23 protein-coding genes and 2 pseudogenes are annotated in these 25,380 nt (G+C 42.9%); 15 read left to right on the top strand and 10 right to left on the bottom strand.

Going from position 1 to position 25,380, the window contains the following annotated elements; all coding sequences use genetic code 11:
• Nucleotides 1-97: 97 nt before the first annotated feature.
• On the top strand, nucleotides 98-1,300 hold the full coding sequence (locus LOZ91_RS09120) for an integrase arm-type DNA-binding domain-containing protein (protein WP_180001899.1): 1,203 nt from the start codon (nucleotides 98-100) through the stop codon (nucleotides 1,298-1,300).
• A gap of 368 nt (nucleotides 1,301-1,668) precedes the next feature.
• On the opposite strand, the gene LOZ91_RS09115 is transcribed toward LOZ91_RS09120, so the two are convergent.
• The 3 genes from LOZ91_RS09115 to LOZ91_RS09105 form a co-directional block, all read right to left on the bottom strand.
• The gene (locus LOZ91_RS09115) at nucleotides 1,669-2,661 is read right to left on the bottom strand and encodes a zinc-dependent alcohol dehydrogenase family protein (RefSeq protein ID WP_100535563.1); all 993 of its coding nucleotides are present in this window, start codon (nucleotides 2,659-2,661) and stop codon (nucleotides 1,669-1,671) included.
• Between the two features lie 86 nt (nucleotides 2,662-2,747).
• On the bottom strand, nucleotides 2,748-3,659 hold the full coding sequence (locus tag LOZ91_RS09110) for a LysR family transcriptional regulator (protein ID WP_100535562.1): 912 nt from the start codon (nucleotides 3,657-3,659) through the stop codon (nucleotides 2,748-2,750).
• A gap of 191 nt (nucleotides 3,660-3,850) precedes the next feature.
• The gene (locus tag LOZ91_RS09105; protein WP_244783073.1) at nucleotides 3,851-4,615 is read right to left on the bottom strand and encodes an AraC family transcriptional regulator; all 765 of its coding nucleotides are present in this window, start codon (nucleotides 4,613-4,615) and stop codon (nucleotides 3,851-3,853) included.
• A 141-nt stretch (nucleotides 4,616-4,756) separates the two neighbouring features.
• Between LOZ91_RS09105 and LOZ91_RS09100 the strand changes: the two are divergent.
• Nucleotides 4,757-6,275, top strand: a pseudogene (locus LOZ91_RS09100) (catalase).
• Between the two features lie 115 nt (nucleotides 6,276-6,390).
• Here LOZ91_RS09100 and trpA read toward each other — a convergent pair.
• Both trpA and trpB read right to left on the bottom strand, forming a co-directional pair.
• Nucleotides 6,391-7,176 carry a tryptophan synthase subunit alpha gene (trpA, locus tag LOZ91_RS09095; protein WP_180000711.1) on the bottom strand — a complete coding sequence of 262 codons (786 nt, stop codon included), beginning with the start codon at nucleotides 7,174-7,176 and terminating at the stop codon, nucleotides 6,391-6,393.
• Nucleotides 7,173-8,384 carry a tryptophan synthase subunit beta gene (gene trpB, locus LOZ91_RS09090; RefSeq protein WP_100535558.1) on the bottom strand — a complete coding sequence of 404 codons (1,212 nt, stop codon included), beginning with the start codon at nucleotides 8,382-8,384 and terminating at the stop codon, nucleotides 7,173-7,175. Before trpB ends, trpA begins: the two co-directional genes overlap by 4 nt.
• Before the next feature lie 102 nt (nucleotides 8,385-8,486).
• Here trpB and LOZ91_RS09085 point away from each other — a divergent pair, with 102 nt between their 5' ends.
• From LOZ91_RS09085 to LOZ91_RS09075, 3 genes and pseudogenes are all read left to right on the top strand, one after another.
• Nucleotides 8,487-9,362 (top strand): LysR substrate-binding domain-containing protein, encoded by an 876-nt coding sequence (locus LOZ91_RS09085; RefSeq protein WP_244783072.1) that lies wholly within the window; start codon nucleotides 8,487-8,489, stop codon nucleotides 9,360-9,362.
• Nucleotides 9,363-9,555: 193 nt separating this feature from the next.
• A pseudogene (locus LOZ91_RS09080) lies at nucleotides 9,556-10,584 on the top strand (transposase); the annotation flags it as partial.
• A 380-nt stretch (nucleotides 10,585-10,964) separates the two neighbouring features.
• Nucleotides 10,965-11,228, top strand: coding sequence for a TIGR03643 family protein (locus tag LOZ91_RS09075; RefSeq protein ID WP_100535556.1), 264 nt, complete (start codon nucleotides 10,965-10,967; stop codon nucleotides 11,226-11,228).
• On the opposite strand, the gene LOZ91_RS09070 is transcribed toward LOZ91_RS09075, so the two are convergent.
• Nucleotides 11,225-11,377 (bottom strand): DUF2256 domain-containing protein, encoded by a 153-nt coding sequence (locus LOZ91_RS09070; protein ID WP_100535555.1) that lies wholly within the window; start codon nucleotides 11,375-11,377, stop codon nucleotides 11,225-11,227. The genes LOZ91_RS09075 and LOZ91_RS09070 overlap by 4 nt on opposite strands.
• Before the next feature lie 356 nt (nucleotides 11,378-11,733).
• Between LOZ91_RS09070 and nudC the strand changes: the two genes are divergently transcribed.
• From nudC to LOZ91_RS09025, 9 genes are all read left to right on the top strand, one after another.
• Complete coding sequence (nudC, locus tag LOZ91_RS09065) at nucleotides 11,734-12,507, top strand: NAD(+) diphosphatase (RefSeq protein WP_244783070.1); 774 nt, start codon at nucleotides 11,734-11,736, stop codon at nucleotides 12,505-12,507.
• Nucleotides 12,508-12,626: 119 nt separating this feature from the next.
• Nucleotides 12,627-13,175: a lipocalin family protein gene (locus LOZ91_RS09060; protein WP_100535594.1), complete on the top strand. Its 549-nt coding sequence runs from the start codon at nucleotides 12,627-12,629 to the stop codon at nucleotides 13,173-13,175.
• A 130-nt stretch (nucleotides 13,176-13,305) separates the two neighbouring features.
• Nucleotides 13,306-14,292: an acyl-CoA desaturase gene (locus tag LOZ91_RS09055; protein ID WP_071852181.1), complete on the top strand. Its 987-nt coding sequence runs from the start codon at nucleotides 13,306-13,308 to the stop codon at nucleotides 14,290-14,292.
• Nucleotides 14,289-15,572, top strand: a complete 1,284-nt coding sequence (locus tag LOZ91_RS09050; RefSeq protein WP_244783069.1) for an FAD-dependent oxidoreductase — start codon at nucleotides 14,289-14,291, stop codon at nucleotides 15,570-15,572. Before LOZ91_RS09055 ends, LOZ91_RS09050 begins: the two co-directional genes overlap by 4 nt.
• Nucleotides 15,573-15,581: 9 nt before the next feature.
• Nucleotides 15,582-16,376 carry a DUF1365 domain-containing protein gene (locus LOZ91_RS09045; protein ID WP_244783068.1) on the top strand — a complete coding sequence of 265 codons (795 nt, stop codon included), beginning with the start codon at nucleotides 15,582-15,584 and terminating at the stop codon, nucleotides 16,374-16,376.
• Nucleotides 16,373-17,569 carry a cyclopropane-fatty-acyl-phospholipid synthase family protein gene (locus LOZ91_RS09040; RefSeq protein ID WP_100535551.1) on the top strand — a complete coding sequence of 399 codons (1,197 nt, stop codon included), beginning with the start codon at nucleotides 16,373-16,375 and terminating at the stop codon, nucleotides 17,567-17,569. Before LOZ91_RS09045 ends, LOZ91_RS09040 begins: the two co-directional genes overlap by 4 nt.
• Nucleotides 17,570-17,594: 25 nt before the next feature.
• A complete protein-coding gene (locus LOZ91_RS09035) occupies nucleotides 17,595-18,374 on the top strand; it encodes a DUF1295 domain-containing protein (RefSeq protein ID WP_244783067.1) in 780 nt (259 codons plus the stop codon).
• An 8-nt stretch (nucleotides 18,375-18,382) separates the two neighbouring features.
• Nucleotides 18,383-19,432 (top strand): class I SAM-dependent methyltransferase, encoded by a 1,050-nt coding sequence (locus LOZ91_RS09030; RefSeq protein WP_100535549.1) that lies wholly within the window; start codon nucleotides 18,383-18,385, stop codon nucleotides 19,430-19,432.
• A 39-nt stretch (nucleotides 19,433-19,471) separates the two neighbouring features.
• The gene (locus tag LOZ91_RS09025; RefSeq protein WP_180000481.1) at nucleotides 19,472-20,794 is read left to right on the top strand and encodes a HAMP domain-containing sensor histidine kinase; all 1,323 of its coding nucleotides are present in this window, start codon (nucleotides 19,472-19,474) and stop codon (nucleotides 20,792-20,794) included.
• A gap of 23 nt (nucleotides 20,795-20,817) precedes the next feature.
• Here LOZ91_RS09025 and LOZ91_RS09020 read toward each other — a convergent pair whose 3' ends face one another.
• The 4 genes from LOZ91_RS09020 to LOZ91_RS09005 all read right to left on the bottom strand — a co-directional run bounded on the left by LOZ91_RS09020 (nucleotide 20,818) and on the right by LOZ91_RS09005 (nucleotide 24,453).
• Nucleotides 20,818-21,504: a response regulator transcription factor gene (locus LOZ91_RS09020; protein ID WP_071852188.1), complete on the bottom strand. Its 687-nt coding sequence runs from the start codon at nucleotides 21,502-21,504 to the stop codon at nucleotides 20,818-20,820.
• An 11-nt stretch (nucleotides 21,505-21,515) separates the two neighbouring features.
• Nucleotides 21,516-22,016 (bottom strand): chalcone isomerase family protein, encoded by a 501-nt coding sequence (locus LOZ91_RS09015; RefSeq protein ID WP_225554372.1) that lies wholly within the window; start codon nucleotides 22,014-22,016, stop codon nucleotides 21,516-21,518.
• Entirely contained in the window at nucleotides 21,992-22,564 is a 573-nt protein-coding gene (locus tag LOZ91_RS09010; protein ID WP_074382671.1) for a nuclear transport factor 2 family protein, read from the bottom strand. Before LOZ91_RS09010 ends, LOZ91_RS09015 begins: the two co-directional genes overlap by 25 nt.
• 140 nt (nucleotides 22,565-22,704) lie before the next feature.
• Complete coding sequence (locus LOZ91_RS09005; protein WP_159138907.1) at nucleotides 22,705-24,453, bottom strand: hypothetical protein; 1,749 nt, start codon at nucleotides 24,451-24,453, stop codon at nucleotides 22,705-22,707.
• Between the two features lie 312 nt (nucleotides 24,454-24,765).
• Here LOZ91_RS09005 and LOZ91_RS09000 point away from each other — a divergent pair, with 312 nt between their 5' ends.
• Nucleotides 24,766-25,377, top strand: coding sequence for a PDC sensor domain-containing protein (locus LOZ91_RS09000; RefSeq protein WP_244783066.1), 612 nt, complete (start codon nucleotides 24,766-24,768; stop codon nucleotides 25,375-25,377).
• The last annotated feature ends 3 nt before the right edge of the window (nucleotides 25,378-25,380 follow it).

The following is a 25,380-nucleotide window of genomic DNA, read 5'->3' as shown; positions in this document are numbered from 1 at the left end:
TAGAAATATGTGATGCGTATGATACGCATCATATGAATATCGCTTAAATTTGCTATAATTGAATTGAGCAGTGTCATTGTGGTTAGGTTAAAAATTCATGAGTCTTACTGAAATTAAGGTACGTCAAGCTAAACCAAAGGAAAAAATCTATTTTCTGGCAGATGATGACGGCTTAAGTTTGAAGGTAGAACCAAACGGACGTAAATCTTGGAGTTACCGCTATTCACTTGCAGGGACAAATAAACGTCCTCGCATGAAGTTGGGTGAATATCCTGTAATGTCCTTGAAAGAGGCCAGATCAGTCCGGGATGAATATAAATTTAATGATTATCAAAATAAACTGCTGCATAAAAAAGACATCAAAACTTTTCAGGATATTTGTGAAGAGTGGTTAGAATTTAAAATTAAAAATTCCTTTGAAGATGAACCACGATGCGGTGTAATTCAGCTTGCAAAAAAATGTTTAGATCAGGATATTTATCCAAATATTGGACTAACGCCATTTATTGAAGTTAAAAGATATGATCTGGTTAAGGTTATTAAAAATATAGAATCTAGAAATGTAAAAGAACCTGTAAAGAAAGCTTACAGTTATTTAAATCAGATTTATGATTATGCTGTAGCAATGGGGTATTGTGAATATAATATTGCAAATGGGCTTCATAAAATATTAGTTAATAATAAGATTAAGAAAAATTATCCTCATTTGAACTCAGATGAACTATCTAATTTCTTAGCTAGATTGAATCAGATTAATACAGATCCTATCATTAAAAAAGCCCTATTATTTAAGTTATATACAGGCGTACGTGGTGGAGAATTACTGCTTTCTGAACCACATCACTTCGATCTGGATAAAAGAATATGGAAAATACCAGCCTTACATATTAAACAATATAGAAGAAAAGTTATTTTAGGTCATGATATTCCTGAATTTTTAGTTCCACTATCTGATCAAGCACTTGAAGTTGTGAAATCAGCACTCGCTTGGTCTCATGGCGAAAAATATGTATTTTCTAGCCCCCGTAATAATCATAAACCTATTCATTTTAACACCCTGAACTTGATTATTAGAAAAATGGGATATACTAAAAATGAACTATCATCTCATGGTTTACGCTCAACATTTAGTACCATATTAAATGAATCTGGTTTATTTCAATCAAATTGGATTGAAGCACAGCTATCTCATACTGATAAAAATAAAACCCGTGCAAGTTATAATCATGCAGAATATTTCAATCAGCGCGTGGAAATGATGCAATGGTGGGGAGATTTTATTGATAGTTGTACTGTATAGTTAATGGTTATGAAATCCAAGTTTTAATTAGAATATATTAGTAAATATATAAAATTAGATTCAAGCATTATTAAGACTGAAATATTGTAAAGTAAACTACTTATATTCTGTATTATTTATTTTATACGATTTATAAGAGCCTTAGTTTTTTAATATATTAACCATGATCTATTGACAGAAAACTAGTAAAGTAAATGCCCGCTGAAACTAATTATCCGTGATTTGAGTTATTTAATGCTCTAGTAAAACAGCATTAAATAACCCGATCACGGCATCGAGTGTGGTCAGATCTATGATGAAACTCGGCTAACCAAAAATATTGTATTGGAACTAAAATGCCCTATAGATGGCAGTATAGGGCATCTAAATTACTGAACGTTAACTACGATCTTGCCGATTTGGGCATTTGTTTCCATGTATTTATGAGCTTCTTGGATATTCTCAAAATTAAAGACTTGGTCAATTAAAGGTGATAACTGACCTGACTCCAAACCACGATAAACAAATTGTTTTGCCTGTTCTAGCGCATTGGAATCAGTGGTAATTTCAAAGAGCTCATAACCACGTAATGTTAAATGTTTGCCTAAAACATCCATAACACTCATTTGGATATCACGTGTATCAAGCGCACCATATTGGAAGAATGTACCTTGTTTAGCCATAGCTTGCATGATTTTACCTACAGCTGGACCACCTACAGGATCAAACACCATATTTACCCCCTGGTGATTGGTAATACGATTCAATTCATTTACTAAATCTTGCTCCTCAGTAGCGATCACATATTTAGCCCCTAGATCTATCAGTTGCTGCTTTTTAGCACTAGTACGAGTTAATGCGATTGGGGTAGCGCCTAACATATTAGCAATTTGAATTGCTGCCACGCCAACACTGCTAGATGCAGCACCAATAACAACATATTGGTCTTTCTGTAAGTTGCCAAAATGTACTAATGCACCATAAGCCGTCACAAACATCATCCAGCTTGCAGCCGCTTGTTGGAATGTCAAATCTTTAGGATGTTTTACAACAGCATGGACTGGCAGATTGATGAGTTCTGCGTATGTACCATATTCATCAAAACCAAAAGATGGAATGACACTCACTGCATCGCCAATACTAAACTCTGAAACACCTTCGCCAATCGCTGTAACGATACCTGCGGCTTCATAGCCAAGTACAGAAGGAAAAGTGGGTTCAATCACATAATTACCGGTACGGTACATGATTTCAGCCCGATTTAAGCCGATCGCATGGACTGCCATTTGTACTTCACGTGCTTTGGGAGCAGGAATTTCTAGATCTTCAATTTGTAGGACCTCAGCACCACCGATAGCACGCATCACCACAGTTTTAGACATGTTTCTTTTCCATATGTTTAACAGATGGAATTAGCATAGTGGTTCAAACAGATCAGATAAATAAACAATCTATTTATAGATTGGTTCTATTTTTTATCACAATCTCTTGCAAATATCCTTTCAATCCAATCTATAAAGACTTGCATACGTGCAGGTAAATGTTCACGGTGAGTGTAGAGCAAAGAAATAGGTTTAGGCATATTTTGATAAGTTGATAACACTTCAATGAGTTGGCCATTCTCGAGATACGGCTGTATTGCATGACGAACCCCTTGAATTAAGCCCAAACCATGTAAGGCTGCGCTTAAAAATGATTCTGAATCATTGACTAAAATACTTGAATCCAATTTATATTCTTCAAGTTTCTGATTCACAATAAATTGCCAATTCATAACCTTACGTTGTTTACCGCTAAAATAATTGATGGCTTGATGGTGTTTTAGATCATCTAAGGTATGCGGTGTGCCATATTTTTTTAAATAAGAAGGGGCAGCACAAGTGATCATTTCAACTTGTCCAAGTGATTTTGCAATGAGGGTTGAGTCATCTAAGTAGCCGAGTCGAATTGCAAAATCGACACCTTGATCAATGAGATCCACTAAGGAATCAGAGGATTCTAGAATCAACTCGATATTTGGATATTGTTGTTTAAACTCTGCCAAATGAGGAATCAGAATGGCTTTGGCAATGGTGATAGGTACGTTGATGCGCAGTTTACCCGATATATTTTGAGTCTGTAGATTTGGCTGAAAGCTATTAAAAATAGCATCGAAGTCTTTAAGGAGTTGCAATGCTTTGTGATAGAAAGCTTCACCTTCTAAAGTCATGCTGACTTTACGGGTGGTTCTATTGAGTAATCTCACCCCCAATTCATGTTCAAGCTGTTTGATGGCTTTGGAAATCAGTGGACGATGCACACCCAATGTCTCAGCAGTGTGAGTAAAGCTTTGGGTTTCAACCACACGCACATATATCTGTAACTTCTGCAAATGATCCATTTAATTTTGCCATTCATTGAATATCGAAATTATAACAAATGGCTGATTTAAAGGTCTTATTCGAACGACATGATGTTTAGCCGTCCGATCAGGGATGGTCATGAATACAGAAAAAAATTAATCTTCAATCAGGTCAATTTTGAATGATAAAAAATATTTCACCTGCTTATGCAATGAACTTTACCCAAAGTTTAACTATATTGATTACGATATTGGCTCGGTGTAACGTTAAACCAACGCTTAAATGCGCGTCTAAAGTTAGAACTGTCATGATAGTTTAATAGCGTTGCAATCGCATCGACAGATAAAGTACTGTCTGTTAAATAACGACGTGCTTGCTCCGACAAAATTGCATCTCGAATCTCCCTAAAGCTTGTGCCATCTGCGGCAAGTTGACGTGCCAATGTCCGTTTACTCATAAACAATGCCGCTGCAATTTGGTCTTCACTCAGTTCATGTAGCGAACTCGACAGCATCATTTTTTTTATCATATACACATAGCTTTGCTTGCCCGGTTTGAGCTGCTGTAGCATGCTTTCGCATTGTTGCATCGCGAGTAAATAACTGTCTTGATTGGCCGAGGCATTCGGAATGTGACATAGACTGAAAGGAAAGGTGGCTTTGATTGCAGGTGCGGAAAAAGAATAAGCGCCCGATAAATACTGCGCATAGGCTTGGTTATAGTCGGGTTCTGCGTGCGCAAAACAGATTTGAGCGTCATGGAGAGGGCGTCCAACAATAAATTCAGCACACTCAAATAAAATCACGGCACAGGTTTCAGCCAATAGACGATGTACCTGTTCAGACAGTTGAAAATCAAAATACAGTGATATATTGACTGAATGTTCGGTGTATTCAAGATTTAAACGTGCAAAGCTGATACGGGTGGGAATAAATTCCTGAAATGCTTTCAGTGCTATCAATAAATTTGGGCTACTGTTGACCAAGAATCCCATGGCACCATGTACTGAATAGCCACCGATTTTGTAGACACTCTTTAGTTTAATATTTTAATACGCTAGTTAAGCGTAAACTAGAATATGGAGATCTTAAGTTTCTCTCGGCAATTTAAATGAAAAGAAACGGGAGTTAATAGTATGAGTCAAGACCCTAAAAAATGTCCTGTTACCCACCTGACTACTGAAGCTGGTGCCCCTGTGGTCGACAATCAGAACAGTATGACGGCAGGTGCGCGTGGACCTTTACTTGCCCAGGATTTATGGCTGAATGAAAAACTGGCCAACTTTGTCCGTGAAGTGATTCCAGAGCGTCGTATGCATGCCAAAGGTTCAGGTGCTTTCGGTACCTTTACCGTGACCAATGATATTACCCAATATAGCCGCGCTAAAATTTTCTCTGAAGTCGGCAAAAAAACCGAAATGTTTGCGCGTTTCTCAACGGTGGCGGGTGAACGTGGTGCGGCCGATGCAGAACGTGATATTCGCGTTTTGCCCTGAAATTCTATACTGAAGAAGGCAACTGGGATCTAGTTGGCAACAATACTCCGGTATTTTTCCTGCGGGATGCCCGCAAGTTCCCTGACCTGAATAAAGCAGTCAAACGTGACCCGAAAACCAACAAGCGCAGTGCCACCAATAACTGGGATTTCTGGACATTATTGCCTGAAGCCTTGCATCAGGTGACCATTGTCATGTCGGATCGCGGTATTCCTGCTGGCTACCGTCATATGCATGGTTTTGGCAGCCATACCTTCAGTTTTATCAATGCCCAAAATGAACGCTTCTGGGTGAAATTCCATATGCGTACCCAGCAAGGCATCCAGAACCTGACCGATGCTGAAGCAGCAGACTTGATTGCCAAAGACCGTGAAAGCAGCCAGACCGACCTGTTTGATGCCATCGAACGTAGCGACTATCCAAAATGGAAAATGTACGTTCAAGTCATGCCAGAACTGGAAGCCGAAACAGTGCCTTATCATCCATTTGACCTGACCAAAGTCTGGCCGAAGGGCGATTATCCACTGATTGAAGTCGGTGAATTTGAGCTGAACCGCAATCCGGAAAACTATTTCCAGGATGTAGAACAGGCAGCCTTTGCACCTAGTAATCTTGTACCGGGCATCAGCTACTCACCGGACCGTATGTTACAGGCACGTTTAGTGAACTATGCCGACGCAGCGCGTTACCGTGTTGGTGTAAATCATTCACAGGTTCCGGTCAATGCTGCCGCTGCCCTGTAAACTCTAATCGTCGTGATGGTCAGGGCCGCATGGATGGCAACTATGGTTCATTGCCACATTATGAACCGAACAGTTTTAACCAGTGGCAGGAACAACCTCAGTTTAAAGAACCAGCATTAAAGATTACCGGTGATGCTGATTTCTGGGACTTCCGTGAAGATGACAATGATTACTTCAGCCAGCCACGTGCCCTGTTCAATTTGATGAATGATGAGCAGAAACAGGCCCTGTTTAATAACACGGCCGCAGCGATGGGTGATGCGCTAGATTTCATCAAATACCGTCATATCCGCAACTGTTATGCTTGCGATCCAGCTTATGGGCAAGGCGTTGCTAAGGCCTTAGGTATGACTGTAGCAGATGCTCAAGCGGCACGTGAAACAGATCCTGCTAAAGGTTTGCCAAGCTTTCTTTAATTTATTTTACTTTCTCTTCCTCTTTTAAGGGGGAGAGGAGGTAAACTATGGAATATAGCATAAGAAGGTGAAAACCTTATGCCATAAATTCTCTATTAAGGATCATAAAGAAAAACTAAGATTTCTCTTTCAGAATTTGTGAAAAAATTTTAACTTTTTCTAATGTGGCGTCTACACCTTGCTTAAAAAAGGTATCCACCAGTGCCGAACCGATCACCACCAGATCAACTTTATTGGCTAAGGCTTTCACATGACTTTCATCTTTAATCCCAAAGCCAATAGCAATCGGGATATTAAAAATTGGTTTGATTTCAGCAATCTTTTTTTCAAGATTGGTCAGATTTAAAGTACCGCCGGTGAGACCATTTTCCGCAACATGATATAAAAATCCTGTCGCACTGGCTGAGATTTGTTTCAATCGCTCAACTGGAGTAGTGGGTGCGCTCATTGCAATTAAATGCATATTTTTTTCATTTAATATCTGTTTAAATTTTTCCCGATATTCATAAGGGGCATCTAGGATCAGAATCCCCTCAATCAAATTTTCGGTATCCGCAACCAGCTTCTCGAAACCATATTGTATGATCGGGTTTAAATAGGTCATTAAAATAATCGGGGTGGTTTCATCCTGTAAACGGATAGCTTTCACGAGCTCAATGGTTCGATGCACGGTCTGACCAGAAGCGAGTGCTCTAACATGAGCAGCCTGGATGGTCTCTCCATCGGCCACAGGATCAGAAAATGGGATGCCCACTTCGATGATATCAGCTCCAGCTTGACCCAATTGACTAAATAGACGATAACTTTCATTAAAATCAGGATCTCCGGCAGTAAAATAACAGACTAAACCACTGCGATTTTCCTGTTTTAATTGCATTAGTTTTTGATCTAAACGGTTCATGCGCGTGCTCCTGCAAGATACTTTTTGACTGTGTCTAAGTCTTTGTCACCTCGACCGCTTAAATTGATGATAATTGTCTGTTCCGGATGCATTTCTTTCGCAAGTTTGATGGCATAGGCAATAGCATGAGAACTTTCCAGCGCTGGGATAATGCCCTCTTGCTGGCTCAGTAGTTGAAAGGCATGTACAGCCTCTTCATCTTTGACTGCTGCATAAGTCACGCGGCTTGTTTCAAACAGGATGCAATGCTCAGGGCCAACCCCAGGGTAATCCAGTCCTGCGGATATGGAATGTCCCTCTAGAATTTGCCCGTCTGAATCTTGCAGTAAGTAAGTCAAATTACCATGCAAGACGCCGACTCGACCTTTGGAAATCGAGGCAGCATGTTCATGACTATCAGTGCCTTTCCCGCCAGCTTCAATTCCAAACATTTTGACATTGGTATCCTCTAGAAAGGGGTGCATGAGTCCTAATGCATTGGAACCCCCACCGACACAAGCAACCAAAGCATCTGGGAGTTTATTTTCTTTAAGAAGAATCTGGTTTCTGGCTTCGATGCCAATAATTTTCTGGAACTCTCTCACAATAGTCGGGTAGGGATGCGGGCCAGCACCAGTTCCTAGCAGATAGTAAGTCGTGTCGACATGACTGATCCAGTCACGTAAGGCTTCATTCATAGCATCTTTCAGGGTTCCACGGCCTTTTTTTACGCCTTGTACTTCAGCACCAAGTAATTTCATACGTTCAACATTCGGTTGCTGACGTTGAATATCTGTTTTACCCATATAGATCGTGCATTTCATCTTAAAGAGTGCACAGACGATTGCTGTGGCAACACCATGCTGTCCTGCACCTGTTTCAGCAATGATTCTGGTTTTACCCATGAATTTAGCCAATAATATTTGCCCCACACAGTTATTGATCTTATGGGCGCCGGTATGGTTCAAATCTTCTCGCTTGAGATATATTTTGGCTCCCCCTGCGTAGGAAGTTAGATTTTTTGCATAGAATAGCGGGCTAGGGCGACCCACGAAGTCGGTTAAAATCTGTCGATATTCAGCCCAAAATTCAGGTTGATTCCGTATGGTATTAAAGGCTTGTTCTAAATCTTGTAGAGCTGGCATCAGGCTTTCAGGCATATAGCAGCCACCAAATTTACCGAAAAAACCACCTTGATCAGGACCCTGACCGATATAAGGAGTTGTCATTGTCTTTCTCTTAAAATTTCAACATTGATTGGATCTTAAAAGATTTCCATTTTCCTGATAATTGATATATTTTTGATTTATGATGTTAGAAAAATTTACAGCATGAAACGTAGAACCTTACCGCCCTTAAATTCACTTAAAGCATTTGAAGCGGTCGCTAGACATCAAAGCTTCAGCTTGGCTGCGGAAGAACTGTGTGTCACTCATAGTGCAATCAGCCATCAAATCAAACAGCTCGAAGAATGGTTGGATAAAAAATTATTTATTCGGCATTCATCAACGATTACTCTCACTCAGGATACAGAAGACTTATCCCGTCTTTGTACTCACTTCTTCAATGAGCTGGAAGAATGTGTATTTGAATTAACTCACAAAGCGTCAGAAGTAGAAATCGTAATCGGTGCCTCTCATAGCTTTATGGCGAACTGGTTAATTCCACGACTGGAAAAACTAGAGAGCCTTTATCCTAATATCTCTATTAAATTGATGACCTGTAACGACCTAAAGCTACTGGAAAAAGAAAAAATTGATATTTTTATCAATAGTTTGAATGTAGATGAAATGCTGCCTAAGTTTTTGGATAAATTTCTTTTATTTCCGGACAACATGGGACCAGTTTGTAAAGGTGAAAGCTATGCTCTCACTAGTATTCATGATCTTTTTGAGCACCCATTACTTCACACTTATTCCAATAAGAATGCCTGGCAGATCTGGTTTGAACGATCCCATCTAAACCTTGAGACTAAATCGAATGATCGATATTTTGATCGTCTCAATTTAATGATAGAGGCGGCTGTTTCAGGATTGGGGATTGCTATAGCGCCCCAGATTTTGGTAGAAAAGGAAATATTAAGTGGCAGAATTATTGCGCCGTTTGAATTTACCTATTGCAACTTTGACTTCTATGCAATCGTTAGGAAAAATAATTCAAATCAAGAGATTATCAATATTGTAAATTGGTTACAGACCCAATGTTGAGAGGATCCCAATCAAAAGCCATTTCTATCGCTTCTTATTCTCAAGTGAAAATACCCTATCTTTAGTGTGAAAGAGGACTCCACCCGACAGTCAGGGTGGAGGTGAATTTCACGAATTTTTTTGGTGTTTTTTCAGTGCAATATGATAGAATAATTTGCATTAAGTTTCTGTATCTAAATAGCTTTAATGCGAAATGAAGATCAACAAAGTGTACAAATTTAGGCTTGAGCCTAATGCAGAGCAGGAGCTTGTTTTAAACAAGTTGCTTGGCTCTGCACGTTTTGTTTGGAATCAAATTTTAGCTGTATCATTTGAGATGCTTGCTAGAAATGAGCGAATCAACAAAGTTAATTTAGTCAATAAAATTCCTGAATTACGCAAAAAACCTGAATGTGCTTTTTTAGAAAACAGCTCGAATGGCGTTTCACTTCAACAAAAAGTCCGTGATCTTGGTGATGCTTGGGCTAAATTTTTTGATAAAAAAGAACAAGCCAAGTTAAAGCAAAAACCATTCAAAGCGAAGAAGCCAAAATTCTTTAAATTGACCGATGGCAGTGAAATTCAGCTTAGACCACTCATGCCAAGATTTAAAAAGAAATCTGATGGTTATGATTCAATCCGTATTGTTCAATTTGGCAGATATTGTTGGGTTAAAGGTAATCAGGTTAAGTTGCCTAATGACATTGGCGTTGTGAAATTCAGAAAATCACAAGATATTTTAGGCGAGATTAAGAACGTCACAATCTCAAAGCATGTTGGTAAGTGGTATATCTCTTTTGGTGTTGAAAACACAATAGACGCACCAATCCATCCATCGAAATCAGCGATTGGCATTGATTTAGGTGTTAAAAAGTTAATTACAGCGTCTAGTGGTCAGGTATTCGACCCGATCAATAGTTTTAAAGCCAATCAGGTAAAAATAGCCAAATTCCAACGCAAGTTGAGAAAGAAAACCAAGTTCAGCCAAAATTGGAAAAAGCTCAATTTAAAGATCAATAAACTGCACCATCATATTGCCAATATTCGGCATGACTACTTGCATAAAGTCACCACAACTCTCAGCAAAAAACACGCAATGATCGTAGTTGAGGACTTAAAGGTAGCCAATATGTCGAAATCAGCACAAGGCTCAATCGAGAAAAAAGGAAAGAATGTGAAAGCCAAATCAGGCTTGAACAAGTCAATCCTAGATCAAGGTTGGTCAATGCTTGTTGGCATGTTGGGGTCCCCCACTTGAGGTAAAGCGAAAGTGGTGGGAGTATGTCAACAAGAATAGACCAATACCGCCGCAGAGCTGGGCAATAATTTCGAGCACAATTTCCCCAAGGTGTTTTTAGCATCAGCATACCGTCTGATCTAGGCGATGTCATTAACAACAATCCCAGGCATAGGCTTTGGTAGCAGGTATTTGGACCACACGCTGAGATCGAAGGCCCGATAGGACAGCAACAAAATACAATCCACACAAAAAATCACAAAATCTTCATCTTCGTTTTTTTAAGATGAGTTTGGTCAGCTTGATCTGACCCAGACAGAGAGAGATAGCGTTAAATTTTATCGCTCAATTTTTATTTTAAAAATGAAAGTAAACAGAGGTATGTGGTGCGTCAAGTAATTGAATATGTGGGAGCAGATCTGTCAAGGATCATTGAAATGGCCTGGGAAGATCGCACCCCATTTGAAGCCATCCAGCGTGAGTTTGGCTTGAATGAAACTGCAGTGATTCGCTTGATGCGGAAAAATATGAAAGCATCAAGTTTTAAAATGTGGCGTGAACGAGTCACCGGCCGAAAAACTAAACATCTGCAACTGCGTTCCCCCGATGTCATTCGGGCTTATTGTGCGCGGCAGTATAAACGTTTCTAAGCGCTTTGTTTTGAACGCCGTTTGGACTCACGTTTACATCGTTCAGAACAGTATCTGACTTCCTCCCAGCAGCGTTGCCATTTTTTGCGCCAAGTAAAAAGGCGCAAGCAGTGAATACAGGTTTTTTCAGGGAGATGCTGTTTTTTCATGGTTTATAACTCATCTATCTGGCTAAGAAGCTGTTGGGCATGGGTGGATTATTTGTTCCGCAACTTTAAGTTTATCCCGCTGCCGATAGAAATCACTAGCAAATCGTCCTCACGTGAACGCAAGTTCATTTATCTAGCTAAAATCTTACTCATTTTATAAGCCTTATTTTTAATGATTTCTTAACTCATAAACGATGTGAAAATTATGTGATTTTAATCAAAAAGATACAAATTATTATAGTTGTAATTCAGGCAGCCTGCGCCTAGTATCTTCCATGAAGTTACTCCATGTAAGCTTCCTTAGTTTTGTCCCATACACCCCTCTGTATGGGATTTTTTTTAATCCGGGGATTGTCATGAGCATGCATTCAAAAGCATATATTTTTAGACAGCAGCAATTGCTGGTGGATGATCATTTCCAGTTGCCGCAAGTGGAAAGACTGCAGCACGACCTGAACCTGTCGGAAAATGGCCAGGTCATTGCACGGGATCTAAAAGAAGATGAACCAGTACCCGAGGGTTATCAACTGATCCCGATTCGGCAACTGGTGCAGGTCTGGAGCAGGCCGCAGTTTGAACAGGCCAGCCTTGCCGTACAGTTACTGGAGTGGCGCCGTAATCACTGCTTTTGCAGCAAATGTGGCCATGCCACCCAGCAGCACGCCAGCCAGTATGCCATGGTCTGTCCATCTTGTGGCTATAACCAGTATCCCCGGGTGAATCCCTGCGTGATTACCATCATCACCCGGGGTATAGATGAAATTCTGCTGGCGAAAAATGCCCGCAATAAAACCCAGATGTACAGCCTGATTGCTGGATTTGTTGAAGTCGGCGAAACCTTGGAGGAGGCAGTACGCCGTGAGACGCAGGAAGAAGTCGGCCTGCAGATCAAGAATATTCAATATCTGGCCAGCCAGCCGTGGCCGTTTCCCAGCAACCTGATGATGGCCTTCAGGGCAGAGTATCACTCGGGTGAGATTCAGATTCAGGAAGATGAACTGAGCGACGCGCAATTTTTCAAGTTTGATCAGTTACCTGAGATTCCCTTCAAGGGCAGTATCGCTTATGCCATGATTCAGCATGTGATGCATGATACCCCTGTAGCAGATGACAGCAAAGAATGGCTTTAACCTAGAAAATAGCCTAGGGCTTTTCAGCAGCACGCCTGCTAGATCACATGATTTTGTCTTCACGCTTTGTTCACATCCACCTGGGTTATCTTAGTCCTGAAATCATTCAAGGCTTAAAAATGAATACTCTATTCAAGTCAGTTTTTGCGGTTACGGCACTGACCCTCATGAGCTTAAGCATGCTGACTCGAGCGGAAACGGTTGCGCCTCAGGCAGTCGATCAGGTGGATATCCAGCAGTATGCAGGCAAGTGGTATGAAATTTCGCATTTACCGATGTATTTTCAGCGTAAATGTGTATCGGATATCTCTGCACAATATGAGGTCAATGCCGATCAGACCATGAGTGTGTTAAATAGTTGTCGGATTGCCAATGGTGAGATGATTAGCTCTGAAGGAGTGGCTTATCCGCAAAATAAGGGCAACAGTAAACTCAAGGTCAGCTTTTTACCTCCAGGTTTAAGGTGGATCCCGTTTACTAAAGGTCATTACTGGGTATTACGCGTGGATCCAGAATATAAAGTGGCACTGGTCGGTGGACCAAGTAACAAATACCTGTGGATTTTGTCGCGTGAACCACAACTGGACGAAGCAACTTATCAGTCCTATCTGGAGACTGCGAGACACTATGGCTACGACATCACAAAGTTAATCAAATTACCGCATTAATCTGCTACCCTTTGGCCGAACTGCTTAGTCTCTTACAGTTCGGCTTTTTTTCACTTCACATAAAATTCATATCTGACTGATTAGTCTCATCAAATGGAATAAAGACAGTTGCTCGAAATAGGATGAGTCCATGTTGAAAAGTCTGATGCGATGGATAGATAGCTGGTCTATATCGACACCAACCGAAACACTGACGGCTGAAAATAGCAAGATTCAGTGGGTCCGGATTTTACCCTTTATTCTGCTGCATCTGGCCTGTTTCGCTGTGTTCTGGGTCGGTGTGTCATGGTTTGCGCTTGGCTTTATGGTCGCGTTCTACTTGATCCGCATGTTTTCCATCACGGCTTTTTTTCATCGCTATCTGTCGCATAAAACTTTTCAGACCTCACGCCCGATACAGTTCCTGTTTGTATTGCTCGGCACCATGAGTGCGCAGCGTGGCCCGCTATGGTGGGCAGCTCATCACCGTTATCACCACCGCTATACCGATACCTTGCAAGACCCACATTCATCCACGCATGGTTTTTGGTATAGCCATGTCGGCTGGTTTCTGAATGAATATAATTTTGCTACGCGTAAAGAGGTGATCAAGGACTGGCTGAAATATCCAGAACTGATTTGGCTGGACCGTTTTAGTTTGATTGTGGTGTTGCTGACTGCGGGCGGGATTTATGCACTAGGCGAATGGCTGGCCATCACTTGGCCGCAACTCGGGACGTCCGGCCTGCAATTGCTGGTCTGGGGCTTTGTGGTTTCCACGGTGTTATTGATCCATGCGACCTTGTGCATCAATTCATTGGCGCATCATTATGGCAGCCGTGATTTTGAGACGGATGACCACAGCCGTAACAATTTATTTCTGTCACTCATCACCTTAGGCGAAGGCTGGCATAACAATCATCATTACTATGCTGGTAGTACCCGGCAGGGTTTTTACTGGTGGCAGATTGATGTGACCTATTACTTGCTGAAACTCATGTCCTGGCTGGGACTGGTCTGGGGCCTCAAGCCCATTCCGGCACGGATTTATGAAGCCAGTAAAATCGCTCAGGCTCGAAAACATAAAAAAGCTGCTACTGCCGACACTCACACGATTCAATCGAAGGAATCACCATGAAAATTGCAATTATTGGTTCAGGTATTTCCGGTCTGTACGCTGCCTGGAAACTCAGCAAAGTGCATGAAGTCACAGTCTTTGAAAAGAATAACTACTTTGGTGGTCATACCGATACCCATCAGCTGAATATCGAGGGTGAACAGGTTGCGGTGGATAGTGGCTTTATTGTGTTTAATGAGCATAACTATCCGCTGTTTTGCTCGATGCTAAAAGAACTAGGGATTCAATCGCAAAGCAGTGACATGGGCTTTTCGGTGAATAATCAGGTCAGTGGCTTACAGTACAATCCTTCAAAAAAATTCTCGCTGTTGTTCCGACCTCAAAACTTTCTTAATACTGATTTTCGCGCGATGTTGTCGGATCTGTTCCGTTTCTATGCAGCCAATAAAGATCTGGATGTGGAACAGGTCGATACACAGCTCAGTATTGATGATTATTTAAATCAACATGGTTATAGCGATGCCTTTCGTCAGGAACATCTCTATCCGATGTGTGGAGCGCTGTGGTCCTGTCCGGTGGAACAGGCTGGACAGATTCCCTATAAATTTGTGGTGAGCTTTTTCCAGCACCATCGCATGTTGCAACTGAAAGACCGGCCGTTATGGCTCACGGTGAAAGGTGGATCGGCTCGCTACGTTCGTGCGATTCAGTCCCAGACGAATATTATTTTCCGCAAAACGGGTGTGCTCCATGTATCCCGTAGTGCCAATGATGTACTGGTTGAAACAGCACAGGGCAGTGAGCGTTTTGACTGGGTGATCTTTGCCAGTCATGCTGACGACAGCCTGAAACTGCTTAAAGACCCGACAGCGCAGGAGCTGGACGTGCTGGGCAAGTTCCGCTATCAGGCTAACCGTATGGTGGTGCATTCAGATACCCGCATCATGCCCAAATCCAGACGTCAGTGGGCCAGCTGGCATGTGCATGTGACCCCGAGTCAGGCAGCTGAACAGACACCTTTCCAGCACAGTGGTATGCACTATGGTTTCAGTTACTGGATGAACCAGTTGCAAAACCTGCAATGCAAGACTCAGGTCTTTGCCACTCTGAATCCTAATTTCACCCTCGATCCGAAAAAAATCTGGGTAGAACAGCATTACCGACATCCGGTGTTTGATGCCTCCGCGATTGAAGCACAACAACGCTGGGCTGAAATCAATAGCCAGAACCGCACCTCATACTGTGGCGCTTACTGGGGCTGGGGCTTTCATGAAGATGGTGCCCGTAGCGCTGCATGGGTGGTCGATCAGCTCTTAAAACAGGCCGAGCAGGCCGCCTAGGAGGATATGATGCAAATGTATCCACTGGCGATTGCCTCTGCCGAAATCCGGCATCGCCGTTTCTTGCCCAAAGCGCATGCTTTTGAGACCCGGCTGAACTATCTATACTTTGATCCTGATCAGCTCTCAAGCTTTACTGAAAAATCCTGGCTCTGGTCTTGCAATCGCTGGAATTTCCTGACCCTGGATGAACGTGATTTTCTGACCATGGAATGTGGTTCGATTCGGCAGAAGGTCGCACGTCTGCTGATCAAGCGGGAAAATTATCTGCTAGCGCATGCTGCGTCCATCCGGGTTCTGGCCTTGCCACGTACACTCGGATTTCGCTTTAATTCTGTGGTGTTTTATCTGGTCTTTGATGCCACCGACCAGCTGATCTTTATCCTCAGCGAAATTACCAATACGCCATGGAATGAACGTCAGGTCTATATCCATGACTGCCGGAACAATGTGACCGAACATACGCCGTACCAGAGCCACCAGTTTGATTTCAAAAAGGCCTTTCATGTATCGCCCTTCATGCCGATGGCGCTGGATTACCGCTGGCGATTCAGCTTTTCCGATCAAAGCAATGTGATTCATATGCAGCTGTTCCAACAGGGAATATTGCAATTTGATGCCACCATGCAATTTCCGTTGCAAGCCATCACAGTTCCTTCACAACAGCATCGCTATGCTGTGCTGAAAGTTCTTGAGCCCTTCAGGATGGTCGGTGGAATTTATCTGCATGCCTTTCGCTTATGGAAGAAAAAAATTCCATTTTACCGGCATCCTCGCAAAGAAAAAGGAAACACCTTGTTATGAAAACACTGTTTATGGGAGAAGAAAGCACACTGCCGGTGGTACTGCGCCATCTACTGAAATTACGTCATGGTCAGCTGATTTTTAAAGGCGTCTGGAACGGGATTGTGGGAGAGAGCAGTGATCTGTATGCCGTGATTCAGGTGCATGATAGCCGCCTGATGGATCTACTGTTCCGCAATGGTGTACTCGGTGCTGCAGAAGGTTTCATTCGCGGCTACTGGAGCAGTGAAGATCTGGTCAATGTGATTCGCATTCTGGCGCGCAATCGCGATGTGTTGGACCGGATGAATCAGAACACCTTGGCGAAAGCCAGCCAATTCTTCCTAAAGACTTGGTACAAATCCCGCAAAAACTCGATTGATGGCAGCCGTAAGAATATTGCCGAGCATTATGACCTGAGCAATGACTTTTTCAAGCTGTTCCTGGATTCCAGCATGATGTATTCCAGCGCGGTATTTAAAGAGCCGGGCATGAGCCTGGAACAGGCCTCCGATTATAAAAAAGAACTGATTTGCCAGAAACTGCAGCTGCAACCAATGGATCATTTGGTCGAAATTGGCAGCGGTTGGGGTGGTTTTGCCATTTATGCCGCGCAGCATTATGGCTGTAAAGTCACCACCATTACCATCTCCCAAGCACAATATGATGAAGCGGTCGCGCGAATAGAGGCAGCAGGATTATCCCATCGCGTGGATGTCCAGCTGAAAGACTACCGTCTGTTGAAAGGCAAATACGATAAGCTGGTCTCGATAGAAATGATCGAGGCCGTGGGTGAGCAATACTTAGCGACCTATTTCAACAAATGCCGTGAATTGCTGAAACCGAATGGTCTGGCCCTGATTCAAGCCATCACCATTGAAGATGCCCGCTATGCCAAAGCCTTGAATACCGTGGACTACATCAAGCGTTACATTTTCCCGGGAAGTTTTATTCCCTGCATCAGTATCATGACCCAGTCCGCTTCCGAGCAAAAACTGCGTCTCAAGCATCTTGAAGATATCGGCCAAAGTTACGCCCAAACCTTGCACTGCTGGCGTCAGCGCTTCTTGGAACAACGTGAACAGGTACTGCAACTCGGCTTCGATGAGCGCTTTATCCGTATGTGGGATTTTTATCTATGCTATTGCGAGGGTGGTTTCCGCGAAGGCGTCATCAGTGATGTACATCTGCTGTTTGAAGCCAGTGCTTACTAGGCCACGATAAAACAGGAGGACTGATATGCTGCTGGATTTATTTTTGCTGAATGTCTTCATCATGCTGTGTAGCTGGGTACTGGTGACCTATAACCGCAGAGCGGGTCTGGTGGATGTGGCCTGGAGTTTCAGTATTGCGCTTAATGTCATCATTGCGGCTTGGGTCATGGAAACTGCACCGCTGCTGGTTCGGGTATTTCTGGGTGTATTTAGCGGCATCTGGTTTTTACGCTTAACCTGGCATCTGCTGCGCCGTTATGCCAATGAAACCCGGGAAGATACCCGCTATGCCAATATGCGCCGTGCCATGGGCAGTTATCAGCATCTCGGTTTTCTGGCCTTTTTTATGTTTCAGGCCGGGCTGGTGGCACTGTTTTCCTACCCGATGCTGGAATTGCTCAATATTCCGGTCCAGCAGTGGAATGACTGGACACAGGCTACAGTGCTGGTGGCAGGCATGATCATGCTGTTGGCGCTGATCGGGGAAAGCACAGCCGACCAGCAACTCTACCGTTTCAAACTGAATCCACAAAACCAAGACAAAACCCTGGACCAAGGCTTATGGAAATATTCACGTCATCCGAATTATTTTTTTGAATGGTTGCACTGGTTTGCCTATCCGGTTCTCGGTCTGGCAGCAGGTGTGTATGGATTATGGGTTTATCCGCTGCTGATGTGGCTGTTTCTGTACTACATCACCGGAATTCCGTTTAGTGAACAACAGGCGCTGGCACATCGCGGCGACAACTATAAAGACTATCAACGACGAACTTCAATGTTTATTCCGTGGCCACCCAAAGAGTAGGTAAATACATGGACTTTATGATTCAAAAATCTTTAAAACTGATCGAAAGCGGCAAAGTGCCCGACCCGGTGATTCGCGCAGGCATTCGCACTTTAAGCAAAAAACGTTTGGCACAGGAAGGGCGCTTTGACCCGGCACTGGCGGCACAGCGTTATATGGATGTGCTGCATATGCTGAAAAACAGCGAAATTGCCATCGAGACCGACAAAGCCAATGAACAGCACTATGAACTGCCCACCGCATTTTTCCAGGCGGTGCTGGGCAAGCGGCTGAAGTACAGCGCCAGCCTGTTTGAACAGGCGCATACCACACTGGATCAGGCCGAAGAAGCAGCATTGGCCAGCTATTGTCAGCGTGCACAGTTACAGGATGGACAGGATATTCTGGAAATTGGTTGCGGCTGGGGCTCACTCAGTCTGTATATGGCCGAGCATTATCCCAAAGCCCACATCACTGTAGTGTCGAACTCCTCGACCCAGCGTCAGTATATTCAGGAACAGGCCCGTCTGAAAAAACTGGAAAACCTGACGGTGATCACCTGCGATGTCAATGTACTGCAACTGGAATCGGCTGCTTTCGACCGTGTGGTTTCGGTGGAAATGTTTGAGCATGTGCGCAACTACCAGAAACTGTTTGAAAATATCAGCAGCTGGCTCAAAGCTGATGGCTTGCTCTGGTGCCATATTTTCTGTCACCGTTTCCTGCATTATCCGTTTGAAGTCAAAAATGAATTTGACTGGATGTCGCAATATTTCTTTAGTGGCGGCCTGATGCCGGCAGCCTCAACTTTCCTGCATTTTCAGCAGCATTTGCAGCTGGAGCAGCACTGGCAATGGGCCGGTACCCAGTATGAACGCACGGCAAATGCCTGGCTGGAGAATATGGACCAAAAGCAGGCCGAGCTGCAGCCCCTGTTTCAGCAGACCTATGGCGCAGATGCGGCCATCTGGTGGCAACGCTGGCGGATTTTCTTTATGGCCTGTGCCGAATTGTTCGGTTATGAGCATGGACGCGAGTGGGTGATCGGCCACTTTCTGTTTAAAAAGAAAGCCGTATAATTGAACGATGAATCGAATGCGCCAGCGGGGAATTGATCAATGTTAAAGCTGTTTAGGGACAAACGCGATCATCCTCTCGGTGAGGTGTTTAACCGCTACTACTGGCTGCAAATCGGATTTATTGCCTTGTCGGTGGTGATCGGCATTGCCTGTAGTGCCTGGGTGATCAAAGGCTTTTTGCTGCGCACCGCTTTGGAACAGGAAATGTCACACTACTGGCAGCGGCTGGAACGCAATCCGGCCGCCGAACTTCCCGACACCAAAAACCTGTATGGTTATCGCTGGTATGATACCCCCCCTGTGCAGTTTCAGCACATGCAGTTCGAGCAAGGCGTAAATCGGCATTTTGTCGATGGTAAAGAGCGCATGACCGTCTACGGTGAAAAAGACAGGCAACATGTGCTGCTGGTCTTTGGCGAAAGTAACGTGAACAAGCTGGTCTGGCTGTTTGGTCTAGCACCACTAATGGTCAGCCTGTTCGTGCTGTATAGCGTATTGTGGTGGTGGAACCGTCGCGCCCGGCGTTATTTTTCTCCGATTACCCGGCTGGCCAATGCACTGGAACATATCGACTGGGAGCATCAGAAAAATCAGGCTTCGCCTTTTCAGGACATCCGTACTGACTCCAATCTGGAAGCAGAATATCTCAAGCAGGCACTGGAAAAATATCATCAGGTGCTCAGCAAGTTCATTCAGCGCGAACGTGAGTTTACCGGTGATGTCAGTCATGAACTGCGCACGCCATTGACGATTTTAAAAGGCAATGTGCAACTGTGTCAGGCACGCTATGGTGACAACAAATCCTTTACCCGCCTGCACAATACTATTGAAGACATGCAGCTGCTGGTCGATACCTTACTGGCTATCGCCCGAAATACCACCAACACCCTGACGGCCGAGCCCACTATGCTGTCAGAATGTCTGGAGAATCTGGTACAGGATCTGGACAGTGTCAGCCACAACAAAGGCATGCAGATCGACCTACAAAAAGACCTCGATGAGCAGCCACGTAAACTGTATCCATCGATGACCAAAATGGTCTTTGGCAATATTTTGCGCAATGCGCTGAATTATTCGCAAGGTACAGAAATTGATGTGATTCTACAGAAAAATACAGTATTGATCGCTGATAATGGAATCGGCATCTCTTTGCCAAATAATTCTAAAGTTCAGGAGCTGTCTGGCCAGCAGTTGCAACTGGAGATCAAAGGGCATGGTATTGGCCTGCAACTGGTACAGAAGTTGTGCAAACAGCTGGGCTGGCGGGTCGAACTCTTTGACCGGCAGTATTATCTCAGTACCCATCCAGAGATTGATCTGGCAATGACGACCGGTCTGATTGTGGTAGTGTATTTAAACTAAGTTTCAGCTTTGTACGTTTAGACTTAAGCTTCCAAAGCAATCTTTAAACCCACACCAGAAATGGTATGAATCAGTTTCTGCTCAAAAGGCTTGTCGACCATTTTACGTAAATTATAAATGTGACTGCGCAAGGCATCACTTTCCGGCTCTTCATCACCCCAGAGTTCCAGCATAATTTCCTGTTTGGTGAGGACTTTAGGTGAATGACGCATCAGCAGTTTCAGCAGTTTGAACTGAATCGGGGGCAGTTCAATCGTCTGTCCAGCCCGAGTCAGCTGCTGTCTTGCGGGATCCAGAATCAAATCATGAATTTGCAGGCGACTACTGGAAACTTCACCCAATGAGCGTTTGATTAAGGCTTTGACCCGAACCACCAACTCATTAAAATCAAAGGGCTTAACCAGATAATCATCCGTGCCGGAATTAAAGCCTTTGAGTTTGTCATCCAGAGTATCGCGCGCCGTCAACATCAGTACGGGTAAATCCAATCCTTCGTCATGACGCAGCCATTCACACAGTTCATAACCCGAACCATCAGGCAGATTAATGTCTAGAAGCAAAATATGATAGCGCTGCTGTTTCAGTAATTGGCGTGCAGCGTTCAGATTGCGGGCATGATCCACCACAAAATCATGTTCTTCCAGAAACTCGCATAAGGTAGAGGCTAGTTCATAATGGTCTTCGACCATCAGGATAAAATGTTTGGACATAACGGCAGAGACTAATTCAATAATTGCTGTTTTAATTTAGCACTAAATGGCTGCGATCCCAGCCAGATATTAAAATATTGTTGTGCTAGCGGATGCTGAAGATTGCCTAACACCTGCTGATTTAGCATCAAGGTCAGGGTCTGAGTCTCGGCTTGATAGCTTAAGCGATAGAGATCTCCCGGTTTTACCGGCTTATAAAGCTGGGTGATTCTATCTAATACTATTAAATGTTTAGACTCTCGCTCATTACGCTTCAGAAAATGGGTCGCTGCACGCTTGAAAGCCCATTCCGGAATATTTTTTGTATAAGAAAAATCAATCTGCATATTCTGGCCTTGCCAGGGTTTTGTACAGTTCTGAGCATAATAACGGGCGACGCCAACCTGTTTCTGAGCTACCAGAAGTGGACCACGACCACACTGATTCATATTTTTGGCATGTGCCCATGAACTGAAACTGCAGAGTATCAGTAGCCCAGTATTTAATCCTATTTTTTGAAAGGCAGTACCCATGAATAAGCTCCTCCGACATAAGGTAAAGAACGATACAGGCCATTTGCAGGATCCCAGAAATCCTGCTGAAAAATAATCTTATTGTCGCGGTTGACCTTCATTTCACTGATGCCATAAGAATCCATGCTTCGTGTTGTGCCAAACATTTTAAAATCATAGGCCATATGCCAGTGCACGTAGGCAGAGTCTTGATAATAGGAGGTATTTAATAATTTGACATTCACGTTACTGACACGCTTGTTCATCCCTTGAAAATGTTGGAGTAGATTTTGACGTGATGAAAATTGCGATAGGGTATCGTTAATAAACAGCTGATCGGCATAGAGTGATCCGGCTCGTTCAATAAATGCAGGTGTACCTAAAGTATTAAAAGCTGAAGTAAAGCGAATGCCGATGTCTTGGGCTTTAGCCTGATCCAGCGCAGTTCCCTGAATTTGGTTTCTGGATTTTGCATAATCACCTGAATAGCTGGGAATACTTTTACATCCTGCTAAAACTAGTAGCGGTAAGGACAAGGTAGCTAGCAGTATTTTTTTGATATGTTTCATATTGGCTATCCGTATTAGGTCTATGCTAATACTTTAGGCCGAAAGTCGTGAACAGAATGTGAAGAGGATGAAAGGCTGTTAAATGAGCAGTAAACAGAAGCTCTTTAATGATGGAGTAACGTGTATATCCCCAGTCCTGTCTAAGCCTTTTTTGACATTCCCCAACTTTTCGCAGAAAGCAGAAATTCATAATTTAAAGCCACGAGAATGCTTTGCATATTGAAGCTATTCCGGTCTTCGGGTAACTGTAATAGAAGTGGCAAACGTGTCACCCCATTTTCACCATTGGCAAAAGCATAATGGCGCACTTTAGCGTCAATCACCGGAATTAAATTCTTGGCTTCCAGATACACACTTTCCTGAGTGGCCTGCTTTTGCATGGCAATCATTCTGAGATAGCAATGATCGCGAACCTCAGTCAGATTCTTTTTGAGTTCATTGATCTTTAATTCATGATTTTCAGGTTTTTTAAACAGCCGTTTAAGAAAACCTCGATTTTCGGTATTTTGTATTTCACGTTCTAACTGGCGTATTTGCTGCTGGATCTGGCGAGTTTGTTCAAGCGCGTCATTCAGAAGCTCTCTAATTTCCTGGGTGGGTGCTGAAACGGCCCGCACCTGTTGCTGATAGTGAAACTCATCATGAAAAATCACAAAGATTTGGGTGCGACGTTGTTCCAGTAATTTTAAATAGGCAATTAAGCGATATTTGAACAGACGCGCATGCGGATTAAACTGCAGCATCGGTTGCTGCGATAAAATTTCCAGCTGATGCAGAAACTCATTGATTAATCTTAAAATATTTAAATAGCAATATTCTAGTTCATCAGTATGCTGCACACTGTTTTTCAAGCCTTTGAGAAAAGGTTCGAGAATATTTAAGGATAAATCTTTCTCCAAAATTTCCAGATGTTCTTTCACCAGATGATCGATGGCAAAACTTTGGATATTTAAAATTTCTTTTAAACTTGGGATGAGATTCTGCTGATTATATTGATGCAGCGATTCAACCAGTTCCACAATATGTGGATTCATTTTACGTTGAATACCAATAATTCGTGTCATCAGCTGTTTAAAATTTTCAACATAATCTGCTTGATCCAATTGTTCCGGGTCAAGCACCAAACCACTAATATAGAACCGATCTTCTTTACCAAAGCTTTCTTCAGTTAAAAAGCGACGAATGGAATAGGCAGATACTAAACTGTCATAAGAACTGTTCAGGACAAAGTAATATTGAAAGGTTTCAATAATTTCAAAGTCACGAACCTGTTGCTGCGGAATAAAATAATCCTGAAAAATCGCCAGTTCCTGTTCGGCATATTCGCTCGGCAAAATATGGGCAAACCAGCTGCCCAGAATTTCACTTTTCATGAAGACTTCAAAGATAAACGTTCGGACTTGTTCAAGATCCAAATGCCGGTGATTGGCAGAAATAGAAAAATCTAACTCTCGAATGATCAATGCAGCATCGTAGAGAAAAGCTTTTTTGATCAGTTGTTGTGCCTGAATATCGGCGGGATTGTCCAGATCGATTTGATTAATTTCACGGACAATGCTTTCCAGGTAGTCTGCAACCTGAAAGTCACTTTGATAGCCTTGCAGAAAGCTGAAAGTGCTATTGATGCGCTGTGCAAGTTGCACGAGTTCAGGATTTTGCGTATTGAGCTGCAGATCTTTCAGGCGGGTATGGCCGGTAAACTCAAAGGCTTTGGTCAGGTAGTTCCACGAGATATTCTTGGGTTTTAGGTACTGATCTTCTATTTTTTGATGTAGCGCTTGCGGTGTTGCAGAGAGGATCGACAGCAGTTGTTGTTGCCAATGCTTATCAAGAATAGGATCAATTTGTTTTAATTGTACCCGCAGCTGATAAGGAATGTATGTTTGCATGGGAATCCAAATCCATTTGTAGTGAATTCAATCTTTTAAGGAAGTAAAATAATGTGATTTATATCACAAAAACAAAGATTTTTTAGCCTTTCTCCATGAAAAAATGATAACAGGGTATTTTTTATTCGATAAAAGATCATCAGGCATCTTTAGCAGTCCAAATAATGGGAGCCAGCAATTTCAATTGATCTAGCCGTATTTACGGCCACCGATTTCTGCTTATTTTAATGATGCTGTTATTGGGAGGAATAAGCAGTTCATGTCAGTTTTTTATGATATAAGTATCATAAATCAACACTTAGGATTGAGCTATTGAGACAGGTTTTACTGGCGCCTCGTTTAAATCTGCGCAGCTTGATTTTACTTTTAACGATTCTAAGTGTGACCTGTCTGTTTGTCTTTGCTTTATTTTTTGTCAACTATACGGTGAAAGAGCGCCTGATCGATAATTCTCTGGCCTTGAATGCGGAATATTCATCCAGAATTGCTGCGCATACCAATTACCAGTTTGAAGAAATCTTAAAAAATTTAAGCTTTAGTGCGAAGTTACTCGGTAAAGACTTTACTAATACAAGCTTGAGAAACACGGAAGCGGCACGTCTCAAAAGCCAATCCGGTAATTTCAACAGTATTTTTCTGGCTGACCGAGAAGGACGCATCATTTCATTTTTCCCGACCACTTTAAATATTGATGCTAAACAGATTTATACAACCCACGGTATTACCGAGTCGATCAAGCGCAAGCAAACTTATATTTCTTCGCCGTACTGGTCTTCAACCAAAAAATTGATCGTGATTATTTCTGAACCGATCTTCGATGCCCAGGGGCAGTACTTGGGCTTTGTCGCTGGTACGATTTATCTGCAGAGCAAGAATCTGGTCAGTGAAATGCTGGCCTCCAAATATGGCTACAAGAAAAATTAGGCA

It is taken from the genome of Acinetobacter sp. F-1 (genome assembly GCF_022869025.1).
Classification (GTDB): Bacteria; Pseudomonadota; Gammaproteobacteria; order Pseudomonadales; family Moraxellaceae; genus Acinetobacter; species Acinetobacter pseudolwoffii.
This window is presented reverse-complemented; position numbering and strand designations above follow the sequence as displayed.